The 16,640-nt window shown below is 68.6% G+C and carries 15 protein-coding genes and 1 pseudogene; 14 read left to right on the top strand and 2 right to left on the bottom strand.

Translation table 11 applies throughout. The annotated features are described in order from the left end of the window. Positions 1–6 precede the first annotated feature (6 nt). From OH768_RS00830 to OH768_RS00815, 4 genes and pseudogenes are all read left to right on the top strand, one after another. Positions 7–237 carry a hypothetical protein gene (locus tag OH768_RS00830; RefSeq protein WP_406448937.1) on the top strand — a complete coding sequence of 77 codons (231 nt, stop codon included), beginning with the start codon at positions 7–9 and terminating at the stop codon, positions 235–237. Positions 238–330: 93 nt separating this feature from the next. Continuing rightward, positions 331–1,467 carry a serine hydrolase domain-containing protein gene (locus OH768_RS00825; protein ID WP_406448935.1) on the top strand — a complete coding sequence of 379 codons (1,137 nt, stop codon included), beginning with the start codon at positions 331–333 and terminating at the stop codon, positions 1,465–1,467. Between the two features lie 123 nt (positions 1,468–1,590). Then, the gene (locus tag OH768_RS00820) at positions 1,591–1,989 is read left to right on the top strand and encodes a hypothetical protein (RefSeq protein ID WP_406448933.1); all 399 of its coding nucleotides are present in this window, start codon (positions 1,591–1,593) and stop codon (positions 1,987–1,989) included. Between the two features lie 125 nt (positions 1,990–2,114). Next, a pseudogene (locus OH768_RS00815) lies at positions 2,115–2,955 on the top strand (endo alpha-1,4 polygalactosaminidase). 74 nt (positions 2,956–3,029) lie between these two features. Here the strand turns inward: OH768_RS00815 and OH768_RS00810 are convergent. After that, a complete protein-coding gene (locus tag OH768_RS00810; RefSeq protein ID WP_406448931.1) occupies positions 3,030–4,349 on the bottom strand; it encodes a glycoside hydrolase family 16 protein in 1,320 nt (439 codons plus the stop codon). A 936-nt stretch (positions 4,350–5,285) separates the two neighbouring features. On the opposite strand from OH768_RS00810, the gene glnT reads away from it, so the two are divergent. From glnT to OH768_RS00760, 10 genes are all read left to right on the top strand, one after another. Continuing rightward, a complete protein-coding gene (glnT, locus tag OH768_RS00805; RefSeq protein ID WP_406448929.1) occupies positions 5,286–6,629 on the top strand; it encodes a type III glutamate--ammonia ligase in 1,344 nt (447 codons plus the stop codon). Positions 6,630–6,640: 11 nt separating this feature from the next. Further along, the gene (locus tag OH768_RS00800; protein WP_406448927.1) at positions 6,641–7,516 is read left to right on the top strand and encodes a glutamine amidotransferase family protein; all 876 of its coding nucleotides are present in this window, start codon (positions 6,641–6,643) and stop codon (positions 7,514–7,516) included. Then, the gene (locus OH768_RS00795) at positions 7,504–8,178 is read left to right on the top strand and encodes a glutamate synthase (RefSeq protein ID WP_406448925.1); all 675 of its coding nucleotides are present in this window, start codon (positions 7,504–7,506) and stop codon (positions 8,176–8,178) included. Before OH768_RS00800 ends, OH768_RS00795 begins: the two co-directional genes overlap by 13 nt. 16 nt (positions 8,179–8,194) lie before the next feature. Then, positions 8,195–9,514, top strand: coding sequence for an FMN-binding glutamate synthase family protein (locus OH768_RS00790; RefSeq protein ID WP_406448923.1), 1,320 nt, complete (start codon positions 8,195–8,197; stop codon positions 9,512–9,514). Continuing rightward, the gene (locus tag OH768_RS00785) at positions 9,511–10,596 is read left to right on the top strand and encodes an FAD-dependent oxidoreductase (RefSeq protein WP_406448921.1); all 1,086 of its coding nucleotides are present in this window, start codon (positions 9,511–9,513) and stop codon (positions 10,594–10,596) included. Before OH768_RS00790 ends, OH768_RS00785 begins: the two co-directional genes overlap by 4 nt. A gap of 9 nt (positions 10,597–10,605) precedes the next feature. Beyond that, complete coding sequence (locus OH768_RS00780) at positions 10,606–11,229, top strand: XRE family transcriptional regulator (protein WP_019068425.1); 624 nt, start codon at positions 10,606–10,608, stop codon at positions 11,227–11,229. A 102-nt stretch (positions 11,230–11,331) separates the two neighbouring features. After that, positions 11,332–12,627, top strand: coding sequence for an ammonium transporter (locus OH768_RS00775; RefSeq protein ID WP_406448919.1), 1,296 nt, complete (start codon positions 11,332–11,334; stop codon positions 12,625–12,627). Positions 12,628–13,163: 536 nt separating this feature from the next. Beyond that, positions 13,164–13,994: a hypothetical protein gene (locus OH768_RS00770; protein WP_406448917.1), complete on the top strand. Its 831-nt coding sequence runs from the start codon at positions 13,164–13,166 to the stop codon at positions 13,992–13,994. 244 nt (positions 13,995–14,238) lie between these two features. After that, complete coding sequence (locus tag OH768_RS00765; RefSeq protein ID WP_406448915.1) at positions 14,239–14,460, top strand: hypothetical protein; 222 nt, start codon at positions 14,239–14,241, stop codon at positions 14,458–14,460. A gap of 659 nt (positions 14,461–15,119) precedes the next feature. Further along, complete coding sequence (locus tag OH768_RS00760) at positions 15,120–15,515, top strand: hypothetical protein (protein ID WP_406448913.1); 396 nt, start codon at positions 15,120–15,122, stop codon at positions 15,513–15,515. Between the two features lie 224 nt (positions 15,516–15,739). On the opposite strand, the gene OH768_RS00755 is transcribed toward OH768_RS00760, so the two are convergent. Further along, positions 15,740–16,579, bottom strand: coding sequence for an IS5 family transposase (locus tag OH768_RS00755; RefSeq protein ID WP_406448911.1), 840 nt, complete (start codon positions 16,577–16,579; stop codon positions 15,740–15,742). Positions 16,580–16,640: the final 61 nt, after the last annotated feature.

Genomic DNA, 16,640 nt, shown 5'->3' with positions numbered 1-16,640 from the left:
GGCGACGTGCACACCGTGATCGTCGACGGCCAGGTGGTCAAGCACGAGCACCGTCTCCTCGGCACCGACCTGGCCGCGGTGCGGCGCACCGTCGAGCGGACCGTGGACCATCTGCGGTCGACGATGGGTGAGGAGGCCTGGGCGAAGGGCATGAACCCGGACGTCCCCGAGACCAAGGTCCTCGACAACCCCTACACGTACACCGACTACCGCAGCACCTGGACCCACGGCCGCTGAGGAGGCGTGAGGTTCTGCGCCGATGAGTTCCGGGCCGGCGGACGGTCCTAGAGACATAACCGCCGTCGGCCGTGACACGAGGGGCAGAACCTGATGAGCGATCTGACCGCACTGCTGGAGAAGTACGTCGCCGAGGGAGCCTTCCCCGGAGCGGTCGCGCTGGTGGAGCGCTCCGGCGAGGTGGAGGTCGCGGCCGTGGGATCGACGGAGCCCGCGGGCTCTGCGCCGATGCGGGCCGACACCCTGTTCCGGCTCGCATCGGTCACCAAGCCCGTGACCGCCGCCTCGGTGCTGGCGCTCGTCGACGACGGCGTGCTCACCCTGGACGCGCCGATCGCGCGCTGGCTGCCGGAACTGGCGTCCCCGAAGGTCGTCCGCACTCCCGCGAGCGAACTGGACGACGTGGTGCCGGCGGTCCGTCCCATCACCGTCGAAGACATCCTGTCGTCGCGCTCCGGATGGGGCTTCGGGGCCGACTTCACCGCCCCCGCCCTTCAGCCCCTGTTCGCGGACGTGGCCGTGTACAACGGAGGCCCGCGGTCGCCGCTGACCCCGGACGAGTGGCTCGCCGCGCTCGCCGACATCCCCTTGCTGCGACAGCCCGGAGAGGCGTTTCTGTACAACGCAAGCTCCGACCTGCAAGGCGTGCTGGTGGCACGGGCCGCGGGACGTGGACTGCCGGAGTTCCTGGCCGAGCGGATCCTCGAGCCGCTCGGGATGAAGGACACGGCCTTCGCCGTACCGGCACCGGAACGCGACCGCCTCACCCCCTACTACCTGACAGCCCCAGACGGCACCCACACCTTCGCCGACGCAGCCGACGGCGCCTGGTCCACCCCGCCCGCCTTCGCCTCGGGCGCGGGAGGCCTGGTGTCCACCGTCGCGGACTGGCACGCCTTCGGCCGCATGCTGCTGGCCGGCGGCGGCACGGTCCTCTCCCCGGAGTCCGCACGCCTCATGACGACGGATCACCTCACCGCGGACCAGCGCGCCGAGGGCGACCTCTTCCTCCAGGGCCAGGGGTGGGGCTACGGCGGCTCGGTCGACGTCACCTCCGCGGAGCCGTGGAACACCCCCGGTCGCTACGGCTGGGTGGGCGGCACCGGCACCGCCGCACACATCGACCCGTCGACCGACACGGTCAGCGTCCTCTTCACCCCCTGCGGCCTGTCCGGTCCCGCGTTCCCCGCGTGGATGCGTGACTTCTGGACCTATGCCGCGACCGACTGAGTGTCCCCTCAGGTGGTCCTCGGCCCGTTCTGAAGCGGTGTACGCGGCCTGCAGCTCCGGACGGGCGGCGGGTGTGGCGGCGCCGATGCCCGCCCTCCGGGTGCGGGTGCGCCACGGCATCGCATGGGCACCTGCGGCCAATCGGCCCGCGTTCTCGGCAAGTTCCTGGACAACGGCCGGCGGCACACCGTCACCGCGATCACCGCGCCCCTGGCCCGCGCGGGCGACGACGGCCGGGCCGGTCTAGGCCTGGCCATCGCACGGGACGTTGTACGCAACCACGGCGGCGACCTCACCGTCACCGAGGCCCCGTCGGGCAGTACGGCCTTCCTGCTCGCCCTGTCGCGCGCCACACGGACGCCGACGACGCGTACGCCTGACCGCACCCCCTTGCCGACCCCGGACACCCGCCGACCAGGTCCGGGGCCGCCACAATCGGTCGCGGCCGCCTTGGTATCGTCACGGCACCGGACCACCCGACACCCCCACGGTCCGCACAACCAAGGCATTCCCAGCCGGTAACACAGGCCTTCGAGCCGTCAGCCCGGCCCCAGTCGCCAGGATCCAGCGTGTCCGAGGCGGGGCATACTCTCGCATCCAGAGGCAGACCGTCATGCGCAAGTAGGGCCGGCTCCCGCCGTGTCACCATGCCCCTCTCCGTCATCCTCGCCGCGACGGCCCTCGTTGCCGTCAGTTGCTCCGGCTCCGCCACCGATGCCGACAGCTCGCCGAAGACCGCAACGGCGAAGGTGTCCACACCGCCCGTCCACGCAGGCGTCGACTGCCAACTCGGTGGCGCGTACACCTCGCCGAAGGGCGTCTCCGTCGTCTCCCGCGACCACACGGCCTCGCCCGCCCCGGGCGTCTACAGCATCTGCTACGTCAACGCGTTCCAGGCCCAGCCGGACGCGGACGCGGACGCGGACGCGGACGCGGACGGGGGGATGCCAACCTCCTGCTGCGGGACCGCTCCGGGAAGGTCGTCATGGACAAGGACTGGGGCGAGGCGATGCTCGACATCGGCACCCCGGCCAAGCGCGCGCGGATCGCGGAGAAGGTGGACGACTGGATCGACGCGTGCGCCGACAAGGGATTCGACGCCGTCGAGCCGGACAACTACGACAGCTATACCGCGCCCCGCACGGACTGCTCACCGCGGCCGACGCCGAGGCGTTCCAGACCCTGCTCGCCCGCCACGCGCACGCCCGGCACCTCGCCATCGCCCAGAAGAACACCCTCGAACTCGCCAAGGACCGCAAGCGGGTCGGCCTCGACTTCGCGGTGGTGGAGGAGTGCGGACAGTACGACGAATGCGGGTCCTACGTCGACGCGTTTGGCGACCACGTCATCGTCGTCGAGTACACCGAGAAGGGTATGAAGAGAGCCTGCGCGGGCTGGGGCGACCGGATCAGCATCGTACGGCGGGACCTCGACGTCACCCCGGCCGGCCACGACGGCTACGTCCGCGAGACCTGCGACCGCTACTGACGACTTTCGTTCAGGGCACGGCCGTTGCGCGGCCGTGGTACCTGGGCCGGTCCCGCGGGACCGGCCCAGGAGGCTCACTGGGTGTAGGTGTAGTGCGGACTGTCGTACTGGGGGCCGTTCTTCTCGTAGGTGAACCAATAGGTCAGGGTGGATCCGGCGGTGAGCGTGACGTTCTGCGTCCAGGTGCCGCCGCTGTTGGTCATACGGAAGTTCTGCTGGTTGGCGTTGTTGATGAGGTAGTGCACATCGACGTACGCCGCGGGTGTCGTCGGAAGGAACGTGATCTGCGCCTGACTGTCGCTCACCCGTGTCACCCCGGCGGTGTAGTCCGGCGTCGTCGTGCTCCCGCCGGTGCTTCCGCCCGTCGTAGTGCCACCTGTGGTAGCGCCGGTCGTCGTGCCGCCGGTGGTGCTCCCGCCGGGGCTCTGCTGGTAGACGGCGAACCAGTCGACGCTCATGGCGGCACCCGATGTGATGCTGCCCGCCTGGGCGGCAGAGCTGCACCCGCAAACCTTGTCAGGGTAGGAACCGGCGATCGCCAAGTCGAAGATGGCCATGAATCCGTGGTCGACGGCGGCCTGCCAGGTGGCGACCGAGACCTGGTTCTCGTTGACGGTGAAGGTCAGATTGCCGTCGAGGTAGAAGCGGAGCTGCTCCGCGGCGGTGTTCGTGCGGTCGATGATCGCGGAGTACGTGTGGTAGCCGGTCTGGCAGCCCGCGCACGGCTGAAGATCACTGGTGATGCCGTCGGGGTCGTGGCATTCGCCCGCCCACACGCCGCAGTGGAAGGTGGTGGAGTGTTTGCTCAGCGCGTTGACGTCCTCCATGATGTCGAACTCGCCGATGCTCGGCCAGTTCGTCGCGCCGACCGGGCGGGCCGCGCCGCCCATCGCCCAGAACGCGGGCCAATAGCCCAGTCCACTGGCCGGGTTGGGCTGGAGGACGGACGCGCTCATCTGGAGCTGTCCGCCAGGAGGGGCGGCGAAGTCGGTGCGCTGCGTCTCGATGCGTCCCGAGGTCCAGTGGCCGGAGCCGTCCCGGAGCGCCCGGATGACCAGGTGTCCCTGCCCGTCCTGGTACACGTTGTTCGTGGAGTCGGTGGCCGACTCGATCTCGCCCGTTCCCCAGTTGGCGGCACCTCCGGGGTATCCGGTGCCCAGGTCGTAGAGCCAGTCTGCCCGGTTCAGCGCGCTGCCGGACGACCCGTTGAAGTCGTCGGAGAAGACAGTGGTCCAGCCTGCGGGAGCGCCGGGTACAGCTGCCGAGGCGCTGCCACCGGTGCCGATCAGGCCTACGAGTGTGCCGATGAGCAGCAGCAGAGTGCTGCCCAGAACGAGGGGGACGGTTCTCTGGCTGCCTGCGGGCGCACCGGCAGGTGGTGGGGAGTTCGTCATCGTGTGGGTTCTCCCTGGCAAGCTGGCGGGTGGGGAGTGGTGCAGGGGGCCTGGCTCCTGGTGGAGGCCGGAGAGCAGGTCAGGTCTGAGAGCGCTCTCAGGGTGATCGTGAATCTGCGGTCCCTGGTTGTCCTCCTGATTCCGGACGATCCGTCATGTCGATTGCTGTAGGCCTGAGTTGGGTGTGGGCCAGGCAGGGATCGCCGTTCAATGCAGGAGTGTCCGGCGCGACCCTTCATGCGTCAACGGCTTCAACGCGATGGGTTGAAAAGCAGGCCTCTTGGCGACGCCGTATGGAGTCCTGGTAAAGGTCCGAACCAAGCGCCGTCGAGTTGTTGAGCGCTCTCCAGCGGCCGGATCCACGCACTCTCACCGTGTTGAGCTGCGATTTTGTGAGTACGGCGTCGGGAAGCCGCGCCTGTCGTCGAGTGGACGCCCACTGGCGCCGCTCGCGGACCTCGAGAAGTACCTTCAGGAGTCGAAGGCAAGCGTTGCGAGGGGTCTGCCTGCGAGGTGTTCGCTCCGGCGCTGTGGGCGACTTGGTCCCGGAGGTGGGGTGTTCGACGGCTGGTACGGCGCCGGGGCTGAGCGTGGTATCGGCGTTCACGCCGATGCTCCTGCCCTGCACGGTCGCGGGAGGCCTGTAGGAACTGCTCGGCGAGCGCTCCGGCAGCCCCCGGTCTCGGCGATCGACTCCTCGGCGACGGCGAGCCGCGTGCCCCGGTAGCAGTGATCCACTTCCGCCAGCGTGTGCGAAGTTCACGCCTTCGGGTGTAGATCAGCCAGGAGACATGCTCGACCAGCTCGTACGGGACATCGAGCATCGAAGCGGGTTCCCTTCCATCTGAGGGCCCGGCCCTTCGGCTTACGGGGAGCTTGCACGGCGGAAATCCCTCCGTAACGCCCGCAGTGTCTACTCATATGCAACAGTGATTCATGGCAGTAGACATTCTGGAGGGATTCATGGCGACCGTCACCCCCGATCTCGCCGAGCTGGTCCGCGCCGACGACATCGAGTTCGTCCTGGCCGTCTTCGTCGACCTGACCGGCAAGCCGTGCGCCAAGCTCGTCCCGGCCCAGGCCGTGGAGGAGCTCCGGGACACCGGCGTCGGTTTCGCCGGATACGCGGCCGGCGCGCTCGGCCAGCAGCCCAGCGACCCCGACGTCATCGCACGGCCGGACGCCACCTCGTACACACCCGTCCCCTTTGTGAAACCCGGTCTCGCACTGGTCCACTGCGATCCGTACGTGGAGGGGAATCCCTGGCCGTACGCCCCGCGCGTCATCCTGCGCCGACTGATCGAGCGGGCCGCCGGGCAGGGGCTGTCCCTCTCCGTGGGTGCCGAGGTCGAGTACTTCCTCGTCGACCGGGACGAGCACGGTGTGCTCAGTGTGGCCGACAGTCGCGACACCGCTGCCCAACCCTGTTACGACGCACGCGGGTTGACCCGGATGTACGACCACCTCACCGCCGTCTCCAAGGCCATGAACTCCCTCGGCTGGGGCAACTACGCCAACGACCACGAGGACGGCAACGGTCAGTTCGAGCAGAACTTCCTGCACGCCGACGCCCTCACCACCGCCGACCGGGTCATCACCATGCGGTACCTGGTGTCGGTGCTGGCCGAACAGCGCGGCATGACGGCCACGTTCATGCCGAAGCCGTTCACCGACCGCACCGGCACCGGCATGCACCTGCACATGTCGCTCTGGCGGGGCGACGACCCCGCCTTCCCCGACGCAACCGACGGGCGCGGCCTCGGCCTGTCCCCGCTCGCCTACTCCTTCGTCGCCGGGATCGTCGAGCACGCGCGGGCCCTCCAAGCCGTCATCGCCCCGACGGTCAACTCCTACAAGCGCACCGGCGCGGTCTCGACCCGCTCCGGCGCCACCTGGTCACCGCGTGTGGCGGGCTACGGCGGCAACGACCGCACCCACTTCGTCCGTGTCCCCGATGGCAACCGCATCGAACTGCGCGGCGGCGACGGCGCGGCCAACCCCTATCTCGCCGCGGCTGCCGCCCTCGCCGCCGGCCTCGACGGCATCGAGCGCGGACTCGACCCGGGCGAGCCCGGCGCCGTCGGCAAGGGTCCGGAACTCCCGCCCACCCTGCTGCACGCCGTCGAGGCCCTCCAGGAGGACGAGGTGATCAGCGGCGCCCTCGACGCGGCCGGAACCGGCGTGAGCCGGTACTTCGCCGACCTCAAGCGCGAGGAGTTCTTCGACTGGCACGCCACGGTCGGCCCCTGGGAGCTGGACCGCTATCTGACCGCCTTCTGAAGGGACTTGAGATGTGCGGAATCGTGGGGCTCCATCTGCGTGAGCCCGCACTCGAACCACGGCTCGGCGAGCTGCTGACCGCGATGCTGGGCCAGGTCGTCGAACGCGGACCCGACTCGGCCGGTGTCGCGGTCTACGGTGACCCGCGCCTGTCCCCGGCGGGACGCGCTGTCGTCTCGCTGCTGGGTGTGGCGCCTGCCGACGCGGAGGCTGCGCTGCCGGGCACGACGGCCGTCGCGGCCGATGTCACCACGGTCGTCCACGCGGACCTTTCCGTCGCCGCCCTGCTCGCGGCCGTCGCGGACGCATTGCCGCACGCGACCGTCATCGGCTCCGGCACCGACATGGCCGTACTCAAGGGCACGGGAAATCCAGTGGAGTTGGCCGAGTCCTTCGGGCTCGCGTCCGTCACCGGCTGGCAGGGCGTCGGGCACACCCGGATGGCCACCGAGTCGGCGGTCACTCCCGAGGGTGCGCACCCCTTCTCCGTCGGTCCCGGTCAATGCCTGGTCCACAACGGGTCGTTCGCCAACCACGCCACCATCCGACGCGAACTCCGCGCCCAGGGTGTGGAGTTCGACAGCGAGAACGACTCCGAGGTCGGCGCCCGCTTCATCGCGCACCAGCTCTCCGAAGGCGCCGATCCGGAGAAGGCGCTGCGGTTGCTGTGCGAGCGGTTCGACGGCTTCTACACGCTGCTGGTGTCCACGAGCGACTCCTTCGCCATCGTCCGTGACGCCATCGCCTGCAAGCCGGCCCTCGTCGCCGAGACCGACTCCTGGGTGGCGATGGCCTCCGAGTACCGCGCCCTGGACGTTCTTCCGGGTGTCGAGAACGCCCGCATCTTCGAACCCGAGCCGGAAGAGGTGTACGTATGGCGACGCTGATCGACCTGGCCGAGACCCCGGTACGGGAGCTCAACCAGGCCCTGCACACGTCCTCGGCCGCGGCCTGGCGGGTTCTCAATCCGCGTGGCGCGCATGCCGTGGCCTGCGGCATCCGTGAAGACCTCGCCGTGGACGTCGAAGGGCATGTCGGCTACTACTGCGCGGGAATGAACCAGCGCGCCACCGTCACCGTCCACGGGAACGCGGGGACCGGCGTCGCCGAGAACATGATGTCCGGCACCGTGCGCGTGCGCGGCAACGCCTCCCAGTCCGCCGGGGCCACCGCCCATGGCGGCCTCCTGGTGATCGACGGTGACGCCGCCGCGCGGTGCGGGATCTCCATGAAGGGTGTGGACATCGTCGTGGGCGGAAACGTCGGCCACATGAGCGCGTTCATGGGACAGGCCGGGCGACTGGTGGTCTGCGGCGACGCGGGTGACGCCCTGGGGGACTCCCTCTACGAGGCGCGGATCTACGTCCGCGGAACGGTCAAGTCACTGGGTGCGGACTGCGTGGAGAAGGAAATGCGGCCCGAACACCATGCAGAGCTCGCCGAGTTGCTCAAGGCGGCGGAGCGGGACGAGGACCCGGCCGACTTCCGCCGCTACGGATCGGCCCGCGAGCTGTACCACTTCAAAGTCGACAACACGGCAGCGTACTGAGGGAGTTCGAAGAACCATGGAACCCGCATCCCACGGCCTGCGCGAGTCCGCGACCTTCGACCGCGCCACCATCCACGCCATCCAGCGTGCCGCCGAGACCGGCATCTACGACATCCGCGGCTGGGGCGCCAAGCGCAGCCTTCCGCACTTCGACGACCTGCTGCTGCTCGGCGCCTCCATGTCCCGCTATCCGCTGGAGGGTTACCGCGAACGCTGCGACACGGACGTGCTCCTCGGCACCCGGCACGCCAAAAACCCTCTGCGGCTGGCCACCCCGGTCACCATCGCCGGCATGAGCTTCGGGGCATTGTCCGCCCAGGCCAAGGAGGCCCTCGGCCGCGGCGCTAGCGAGGTCGGCACCTCCACGACCACTGGCGACGGCGGCATGACCCCTGAGGAGCGCGGGCACTCCAAGCACCTCGTCTACCAGTACCTGCCGTCCCGCTACGGCATGAACCCCGACGACCTGCGCGCCGCCGATGCCATCGAGGTGGTCCTCGGGCAGGGCGCCAAGCCGGGCGGCGGAGGCATGCTGCTCGGTCAGAAGATCACCGAACGGGTCGCCGGTATGCGGACGCTGCCCGTCGGCATCGACCAGCGGAGCGCCTGCCGCCACCCCGACTGGACCGGTCCCGACGACCTCGCCATCAAGATCCTCGAACTGCGCGAGATCACCGATTGGGAGAAGCCGATCTACGTCAAGGTCGGCGCCACACGCACCTACTACGACGTGAAGCTCGCCGTCCACGCGGGCGCCGACGTCGTGGTCGTGGACGGCATGCAGGGCGGCACAGCGGCAACTCAGGACGTCTTCATCGAGCACGTCGGCATCCCCACCCTCGCCGCCCTGCCCCAAGCCGTGCGGGCGCTGCAGGAGTTGGGCGTCCATCGCGAGGTGCAGCTCATCGTGTCCGGCGGCATCCGGGGCGGCGCCGACATGGCCAAGGCCCTCGCCCTGGGGGCGGACGCGGTGGCCATCGGCACGGCGGCTCTGATCGCCCTGGGCGACAACCATCCGAAGTACGACGCCGAATATCGCCAACTCGGCTCAGCGGCAGGCTACTTCGACGACTACCAGGACGGTCGCGACCCGGCCGGCATCTCCACCCAGGACGAGGAACTCGCCGCCCGCCTCGACCCCGTGGAGGCCGGTCACCGACTCGCGAACTACCTCCGCGTGATGACCCTGGAGGCCCAGACCCTCGCCCGCGCCTGTGGCAAGGCCCACCTCCACCACCTGGAGCCAGAGGACCTGGTCGCCCTCACCATCGAGTCCGCCGCCATGGCGCGCGTCCCCCTCGCCGGCACTGACTGGATCCCCGGAGCCGTACGGTGATCGCCGTCGTCGGCGCAGGCCTGATGGGCGCGGCCACCGCGTGGCAGCTCGCCCGGCAGGGCCACGAGGTCACGCTGGTCGAGGCGTACGACATCGGCCACAGGCGCGGCAGCTCCCACGGCAGTTCACGCATCTTCCGGCGCGCGTACGCCGACCCCTTCTACGTCGGCCTGACGGGGAAGGCGGCGGAGGAGTGGCGCGAGCTGGAGCACGACAGCTCAACTCCCTTGCTGCGCACCACCGGTGGGCTCGACCTGGGCGAGGGACGCGACCCGGAAGGCCTGGCCGTCACACTGGGCGCGGCCGGAGTGAGGTACGAACTCCTCGACTCGGAAGCCGCCTCGGAGCGCTGGCCGCAGATCCGCTTCGAAGGTCCGGCGCTGTATCACCCGGACGCGGGTGTGATCGACGCCGACAAGACCGTCGCGGCTTGCGTGCGGCGGGCGATCGACCATGGCGCGGACGCGTGGATCGGGGTGCGCGTCACGGGCATCGACGTACAGGCGAAGGTGCTGCTGCGCACCGACGACGGGCGCGAGCTGGTTGCCGACACGGTGGTGGTCGCGGCCGGGGCGTGGCTGCCGGAGCTCCAACTGCCCGTTGCGCTCCCGCCGTTGAGAATCACCCAGCAGCAGGTGTTCCACTTCCGGCAGCGGGAGCCGTCCGCCGCCTGGCCGATCCTGGTTTCCAAGGACGAGTCGATGCAGGTCTTCGGACTGCCGTCCGGCGCCGACGGTGGCCCGTTGCCCGCGGTCAAGGTCGCCGAACACGACCGTGGCACCCCGACTACGGCCGCCACGCGCAGTGGCGTCGTCGACCCCGCCTCGCGTGCCCGCGTCAGCGACTTCGTCCACGACCGGCTCCCGGGACTCGCCCCCGTACCCGTCGCCGAGACGACCTGTCTCTACACGGCCACACCGGACGAGGACTTCGTCCTGGACCGCCACGGCAGCCTCGTCATCGTCTCCCCGTGCTCAGGACACGGCGCGAAGTTCGCGCCGCTCATCGGCGCGATGGCGGCCGACCTCGCCACCGGCCGCACCGACCCCCACCCCCGCTTCCGCCTGGAACGCACGGCATAAGATGCGCCGGTGACCGAGCACGCCGAACACCCCGAACCCGCAGCGGACTCCGACGACCAGGCCCTGGAGCGCGTCATCGCGATCCGGGCCCGCGAGTACCGGCAGGCGGCCGGGCTGTCGGTCGGCGAGATGGCGCAGCGGGTCGGTATCTCCAAAGCGATGCTGTCGAAGATCGAGAACGCCCAGACCGCGTGCAGCCTCACCACGCTCTCCCGGCTCGCGCGCGGTCTCGACGTCCCCGTCACCGCCCTGTTCCGCGGCCTGGACGACGAACGCGAGGCCGTCTTCGTCCCCGCCGGACACGGTGCACGCATTGTCCGGCGGGGCACCCGCGTCGGCCACGACTACGCCCAGCTCGGCTCGCTCAGGGGCGCCCACAAGCGGATGGACGCCCTGCTGGTCACCCTCACCGAGTCCAGCGAGGTCTTCCCGCTCTTCCAGCACGCCGGCACGGAGATCATCTACATGCTGGAAGGCGTGATGGTCTACGGCCACGGGAAATCCAGCTACACCCTGCGCCCCGGCGACGCTCTCCAGTTCGACGGCGAGGGCCCTCACGGTCCGGAGCGGCTGGTCGAGTTGCCGATCCGCTTCCTGACGGTGACGGCCTTCGGTGGCGGCGCGCCGCACTGAAACCCGGCCTTAATCAGCCACACAGGTGTCCTGTAACGCAACCAAGGTCTACTGCGGTGAAACATTGTTTCCTCCTGCTGGGCCTCTCTGTGGAGTGTGCGCATGGACACCGGAAGTACCGCCTGGATGCTCGCGAGCACGGCACTCGTCTGTCTGATGGTGCCGGGCCTCGCGCTCTTCTACGGCGGCATGGTCGCCGCCAAGAGCGTCCTGAACATGATCATGATGACCTTCGGGTCCGTCGCCTTGGTGGGCTGCATCTGGGTCGTCTACGGCTTCTCGGCCTCGTTCGGCGACTCGATCGGCGGGGCCGGAATCCTCGGTGACGTCACCGAGTACTTCGGCATGAGCGGCGTGATGACGGACGACCCGAAAGCCGTCATCCCGCTCTCGGTCTTCGCCGCCTTCCAGGCGCTCTTCGCGGCCCTCACAGCCGCCCTGATCTGCGGTGCCATCTCGGATCGCATCAAGTTCGGCGCCTGGATGGCCTTCACCGGCATCTGGGTGACGGTGGTGTATCTGCCGGTCGCCCACTGGGTGTTCGCCTTCGACGGGAAGGGCGTCACCGGCGGCTGGATCGTCAACAAGCTCGGCGCGATCGACTTCGCTGGCGGTACGGCGGTCCACATCAACTCCGGTGCGGCGGCCCTCGCCGTGATCCTGGTCCTCGGCAAGCGCATCGGCTGGAAGAAGGAGGGTGGCGCGGAACGCCCCCACAACCTCCCTCTCGTGATGCTCGGCGCCGGCCTGCTCTGGTTCGGCTGGTTCGGCTTCAACGGCGGCTCCGCGCTGACGTCGAGCAACACGGCCTCCGTCGTCGTCCTGAACACCTTCACCGCCACCTGCTCCGCGATGCTCGGCTGGCTCCTCGTCGAGAAGCTCCGCGACGGGCACTCCACCACTCTCGGTGCGGCGTCCGGCGCGATTGCGGGCCTGGTCGCCATCACCCCGTCCTGCGGCGCGGTCTCCCCGCTCGGCGCGCTCGCCCTCGGCGCGATCGGCGGCGCGGTCTGCGCCCTCGCCGTCGGCCTGAAGTACAAGTTCGGCTACGACGATTCCCTCGACGTCGTCGGCATCCACCTCGTCGGCGGCATCACCGGCACCCTGCTGGTCGGCATCCTCGGCACTGCGGACGCCCCGAACGGCGTCAACGGACTCCTCTACGGCGGCGGCCTCTCCCTTCTCGGCAAGCAGGCGGTCGGCGCCTTCGCCGTTCTGGCGTACTCCTTCTGCATGACCTGGGTCATCGCCAAGGCCCTCGACAAGACCATGGGCCTGCGAGTGCGCCCCGAGATCGAACAGGAAGGCGTCGACGTCCACCTGCACGCCGAGAGCGCCTACGACCTCACCCACCCGCAGACGCTGGAGCCGATGTCCGCCCCGGCCGCCGCTGGTTAGGGAACCGGTGGGGCGCCCCTCGGAAGCCGCGAGCAGGGCCGCCGTGCGCGGCGCGCGTGCCGTCGGCGTCGCAGCCGGGAGCGGGTCAAGACTGCCGCTGCTGTGCGGCGCCGCCGTCGGGATGGCGGCGGAATCTCGCCACCCTCCTGACCGGCGCCCCTCCGCGATGGCCGGAACGTATTCCCTGGCCGGCGGCGCTGGGTGGCTTGTCGGCGTCAATGGGCCCGGTGTCGGCCATGCCGCGCCAGAAGCGGGCTGGCGTGTGCGGCCAGAGAGGTCATCGAGGAGGTGCAGCAGTGTCTCGTCGATGACTTCCGCGGCCTACGCGCAGACCATCGGTGCCCTCCCGGCAGGTCCCGCCCGAGCATGACAGCGGTCCGTTCACCGGAAAAGCGCTCGACGGCGGTACCGGCGAATCCCACCGTGGTTCATGCGCAGCCAGCGCCGATTCCGTGCCGTTGCGTGACGTCCGCTGCCGGTCGGCGGCAGGCCGGGCGCGGGCACGGGTCGGCGTCCTCAACGGAAGGGGACATGACGTGAGATCACGAAGAGTTCTGGCCCTCGTCGCGACACTCTTCGCAGCCGGGTTACTGTTCGCCACGTCGGCGGTGGCGTTCGCGCCGGTGAACTTCGCCCAGCTATGGGCCAACCTCGCCGGTCAGGTGTACGACCAGGTGGCGGGTTCGGTCAGCTGCCCGGCGGGCATGAAGGCCGTCTCCGCGGGAGGCGGCAACGCGAACCTCACCAGTGTCGGCCTGACACCGAACGGCAGTGGCGCCTTCGTGGTGGGCGTCCTGAACAATCCCAACTACCTTTACCTGCCGCTCGTCGCCGACTGCGTACCCGCGGCGCAACTGGCCGGGAGCACCTCACGGTCGTTGACGTTCCAGGCCCACACCGGGAACGTCGGTGACTACGTCCTGTTCAGCCGGACCGTCACCTGCCCGACGGGGACGTACGCGTTCGGCGGCGGCTACTTCGTGGACAGTTCGGGCTCGCCGACACCCGCTGGCTTCAACATGCAGGCCGACGCACCGACGGCGGACCAGACCGGCTGGTCGTTCGCCACCTTCGCGCGAAGCGGTGTCGACACGCTGGTCGTCACGACGCAGTGCGCGCCCCTTCCGGCCCCCACGCTGGTGTCCACGCCGTACTCCGTCAACGGCTGGGCCGGCGGCTACGGCAACTGCCCTGCCGGGCATGTGCCGTTGTCGGGTGGCGCCTCCCTGGACCCGCCGGTCCAGAACAGCACTCTCGTCTACACGGAGGTGGTCCGGAACACGGCTCCGAACCTCTCCGGCTGGTACGCGTCGGCATCCACCAACTATCCGGGTGTCGTCCTGCGTGTCGTCTCGCAGTGCCTGTGAACGACACAGCCCCGCCCACAACATGGACGGTCGGCCATGCCGGCATCGCCGAACGTCCATTCGATAGCGGAACCACGATGCACACGAAGACGCACCACGGCACGACGGACGACGCAGCACAGGCCCGGCTCCTCGGCTGACCGGGCTCCGCCGACGCCGGCCCTGGTCCCGCGCGAGGGGGCGGGACCAGGACCGCCCGGTCCAGGGCGTCCGCCTGCGGGGCCGGCGCGGCCGCACCCCGGTCGTGACCGTCAGCGGTCGGCGCCGCTTCGTGCTCACCAGGAAAACCCCCGACGGCGTCCTGCAGCAGATCTGGGCGCATCTGTTGGTCCCCCACGCGCTGCGCGAGCTGATGGTGAGAACCGCCGCTCCCCCGGGCCTGGATGGCGACCGGATCTCCTTCATCGAAACCCTGCGCTCCGCCCGGCGCAGCGTGACCGTCACGCTGGGCAGCTTTTCCCCCTGACCTGCTGGTCAGAACGCTCGTTGTGCTCCAGCAGGACCTGCTCGAACGTTGAGCTTGCCGTTTAAGTGCGCCACGAGCGCAGAGAGTGAGGTTGATGTAGGTAGACCCACTTGATGCGGTGCTGTGCAGATGATGAAGGTTTTGTGGCCCTTCGGCGTCGCCCTTCGGGGGGAGGCGTCAAACCACCTCAAGCTGCGTTGGCTGAAGACCGTCGTGGTGAGCGTTGAGGAAAAGGCGTCCGAGAGGCGTCAGGTGGGGACCGGAAAGGCGAGCGAGAGCGAACCGCTGACGACGTGTCGAAACAAGCAACTGACATCAAAACCGGGGCGGTTAAATGGCGCCGGGATGAGCCTGGCGGGTGCCCGTCTATTGGCCAGGTGGTGTCCGGCATGGAGGCGGCGCGAGTCCGGTCTGCGGCTTCTGCATGGAACGTGGGAAGGTGAGTGCCGACACAGCCATCCGGGTCTCGAAAGAGGCCAGATGGCGAGAGGGAGTGTGCCGAGCGGCGGAAACCGTGAGGCATTGAGTACCGATGCGGCACGCGTTGGCGGACCGGCTTGTAGTAGCGATGAAGCTCCGGTAATCGGGGTGGTGTGAAGGGGCCGGCTCATTGGTGATCTGTTCGCGCGAACAACCGGATGTTCTCCGGGAGGCAGCGGGTGAGCATGTCAGGTCCGGCGGACAAGCCGTTCGCCATTTCAAAGCGGCTGGTGTGGGAGGCATACGAGAGAGTCAAGGCCAACAAAGGCGCGGCCGGGGTGGATGGGTGCTCGATCGAGGACTTCGAGGAGGATCTGCGGGGAAACCTGTACAAGATCTGGAATCGGATGTCCTCGGGGACGTACTTTCCACCTCCGGTGAAGGCGGTTGAGATCCCCAAGCCCGGAGGAACGAGAATCCTCGGGGTGCCCACTGTGGCTGACCGAATCGTCCAGACGGTGGTTGCTCTGACGCTGGAGCCCAGGACGGAGTCGATCTTCCATGACGACTCCTATGGGTATCGGCCCAGGCGGTCGGCGTTACAGGCGGTCGAGAGGTGCCGACAGCGGTGCTGAAAGAAGGACTGGGTCCTGGACCTCGATGTCCAGAAGTTCTTCGATTCCGTGGATCACGCCCTCATGGTCAAAGCTGTGGAGGCGAACACCGACCAGCGTTGGGTGGTGCTGTATGTGAAGCGGTGGCTTGTTGCGCCGCTTCAACTGCCTGATGGAGCCCTTCAGGAACGGGACCGGGAGACCCCTCAGAGGGCATTTGATGTAGGCGTATTACCCTGTATGCCCTAGTAGGTTCCTTGCCAGGTTGGCGTGGTCTCGTCCGTTATGCGTTTGGCGAGGTTGTCGATCGAGGCGATGTGGATCATGACTTCGGAACTGGCAGTGAGGGTCTCGTAGTCGCGGGCGAGACGGCGGTGCATCATGATCCAGCCGATACTTCGCTCTACTACCCAGCGCCTTTTCACGATGTGAAATCCGCGCTTATCAGAGTTTCTGTTTACTACTTCGACGTCGATTCCGAGGCGAGCGCCGTGTTCGATGACGGCATTTTTGAAACCGGTGTCGACCCAACTCTTGGAGATGGATGGGTACTTCTCCTTCGCTTGGTCGAGGAGGCGTATTTCCAGGGCGTTTTCCGAGAGGCTGGCGGCGGTGACGGTCACAGCGAGGATGAGGCCTATGGTGTCGGTGAGGATGCCACGCTTCCTGCCCGCGATCTTCTTGGCGGCGTCAGTTCCCTGGCTGTTCAGGGGCATGTTGGTGGATGTCTTCACGCTCTGGGTGTCGATCACGGAAGCGGTCGGTTCGGGCTTGCGTCCTTCCTTCACGCGGGCCAGGCCGGTCAGGTCGTAGTTGAGCTGGGCGAGGATTCCCTCGTCACGCCAGGCGGCGTAGTAGAAGTAGACGGTGCCGTGGCCCGGGAAGTCGTGCGGGAGATACTTCCAGGGGATTCCGGTGCGGTTGATGTAGAGGAGTGCGTCGAATACGTCGCGCAGTTCGACTTTGGCCGGCTGCCCCGTCGGCCGGCGTTCGAGGCGGGCCTTTCTCCAGGCCGTCAACGTCGGCTCAATCAGGGCCCATCGGGCGTCGGGCAGGTCGCTGGGGTACGGCTTACGCTCGCTCACGGCGCAGCGTGATCATGAGTACGGCGGAGGGGTGGGTTCCGCTGGAACTCTGGCGATTCTG

The organism is Streptomyces sp. NBC_01622 (genome assembly GCF_045209635.1).
GTDB lineage: Bacteria > Actinomycetota > Actinomycetes > Streptomycetales > Streptomycetaceae > Streptomyces.
The sequence above is the reverse complement of the archived record's forward strand: the minus strand, read 5'-3'. Positions and strand labels throughout refer to the sequence as shown.

Excerpts from the sequence above, each read along its gene's own strand:
- OH768_RS00810 (WP_406448931.1), bottom strand. The coding sequence starts at position 4,349 with ATGACGAACTCCCCACCACCTGCCGGTGCGCCCGCAGGCAGCCAGAGA.
- OH768_RS00790 (WP_406448923.1), top strand. The coding sequence starts at position 8,195 with ATGGAACCCGCATCCCACGGCCTGCGCGAGTCCGCGACCTTCGACCGC.
- OH768_RS00800 (WP_406448927.1), top strand. The coding sequence starts at position 6,641 with ATGTGCGGAATCGTGGGGCTCCATCTGCGTGAGCCCGCACTCGAACCA.
- OH768_RS00795 (WP_406448925.1), top strand. The coding sequence starts at position 7,504 with ATGGCGACGCTGATCGACCTGGCCGAGACCCCGGTACGGGAGCTCAAC.
- OH768_RS00820 (WP_406448933.1), top strand. The coding sequence starts at position 1,591 with ATGGGCACCTGCGGCCAATCGGCCCGCGTTCTCGGCAAGTTCCTGGAC.
- OH768_RS00775 (WP_406448919.1), top strand. The coding sequence starts at position 11,332 with ATGGACACCGGAAGTACCGCCTGGATGCTCGCGAGCACGGCACTCGTC.
- OH768_RS00825 (WP_406448935.1), top strand. The coding sequence starts at position 331 with ATGAGCGATCTGACCGCACTGCTGGAGAAGTACGTCGCCGAGGGAGCC.
- glnT (WP_406448929.1), top strand. The coding sequence starts at position 5,286 with ATGGCAGTAGACATTCTGGAGGGATTCATGGCGACCGTCACCCCCGAT.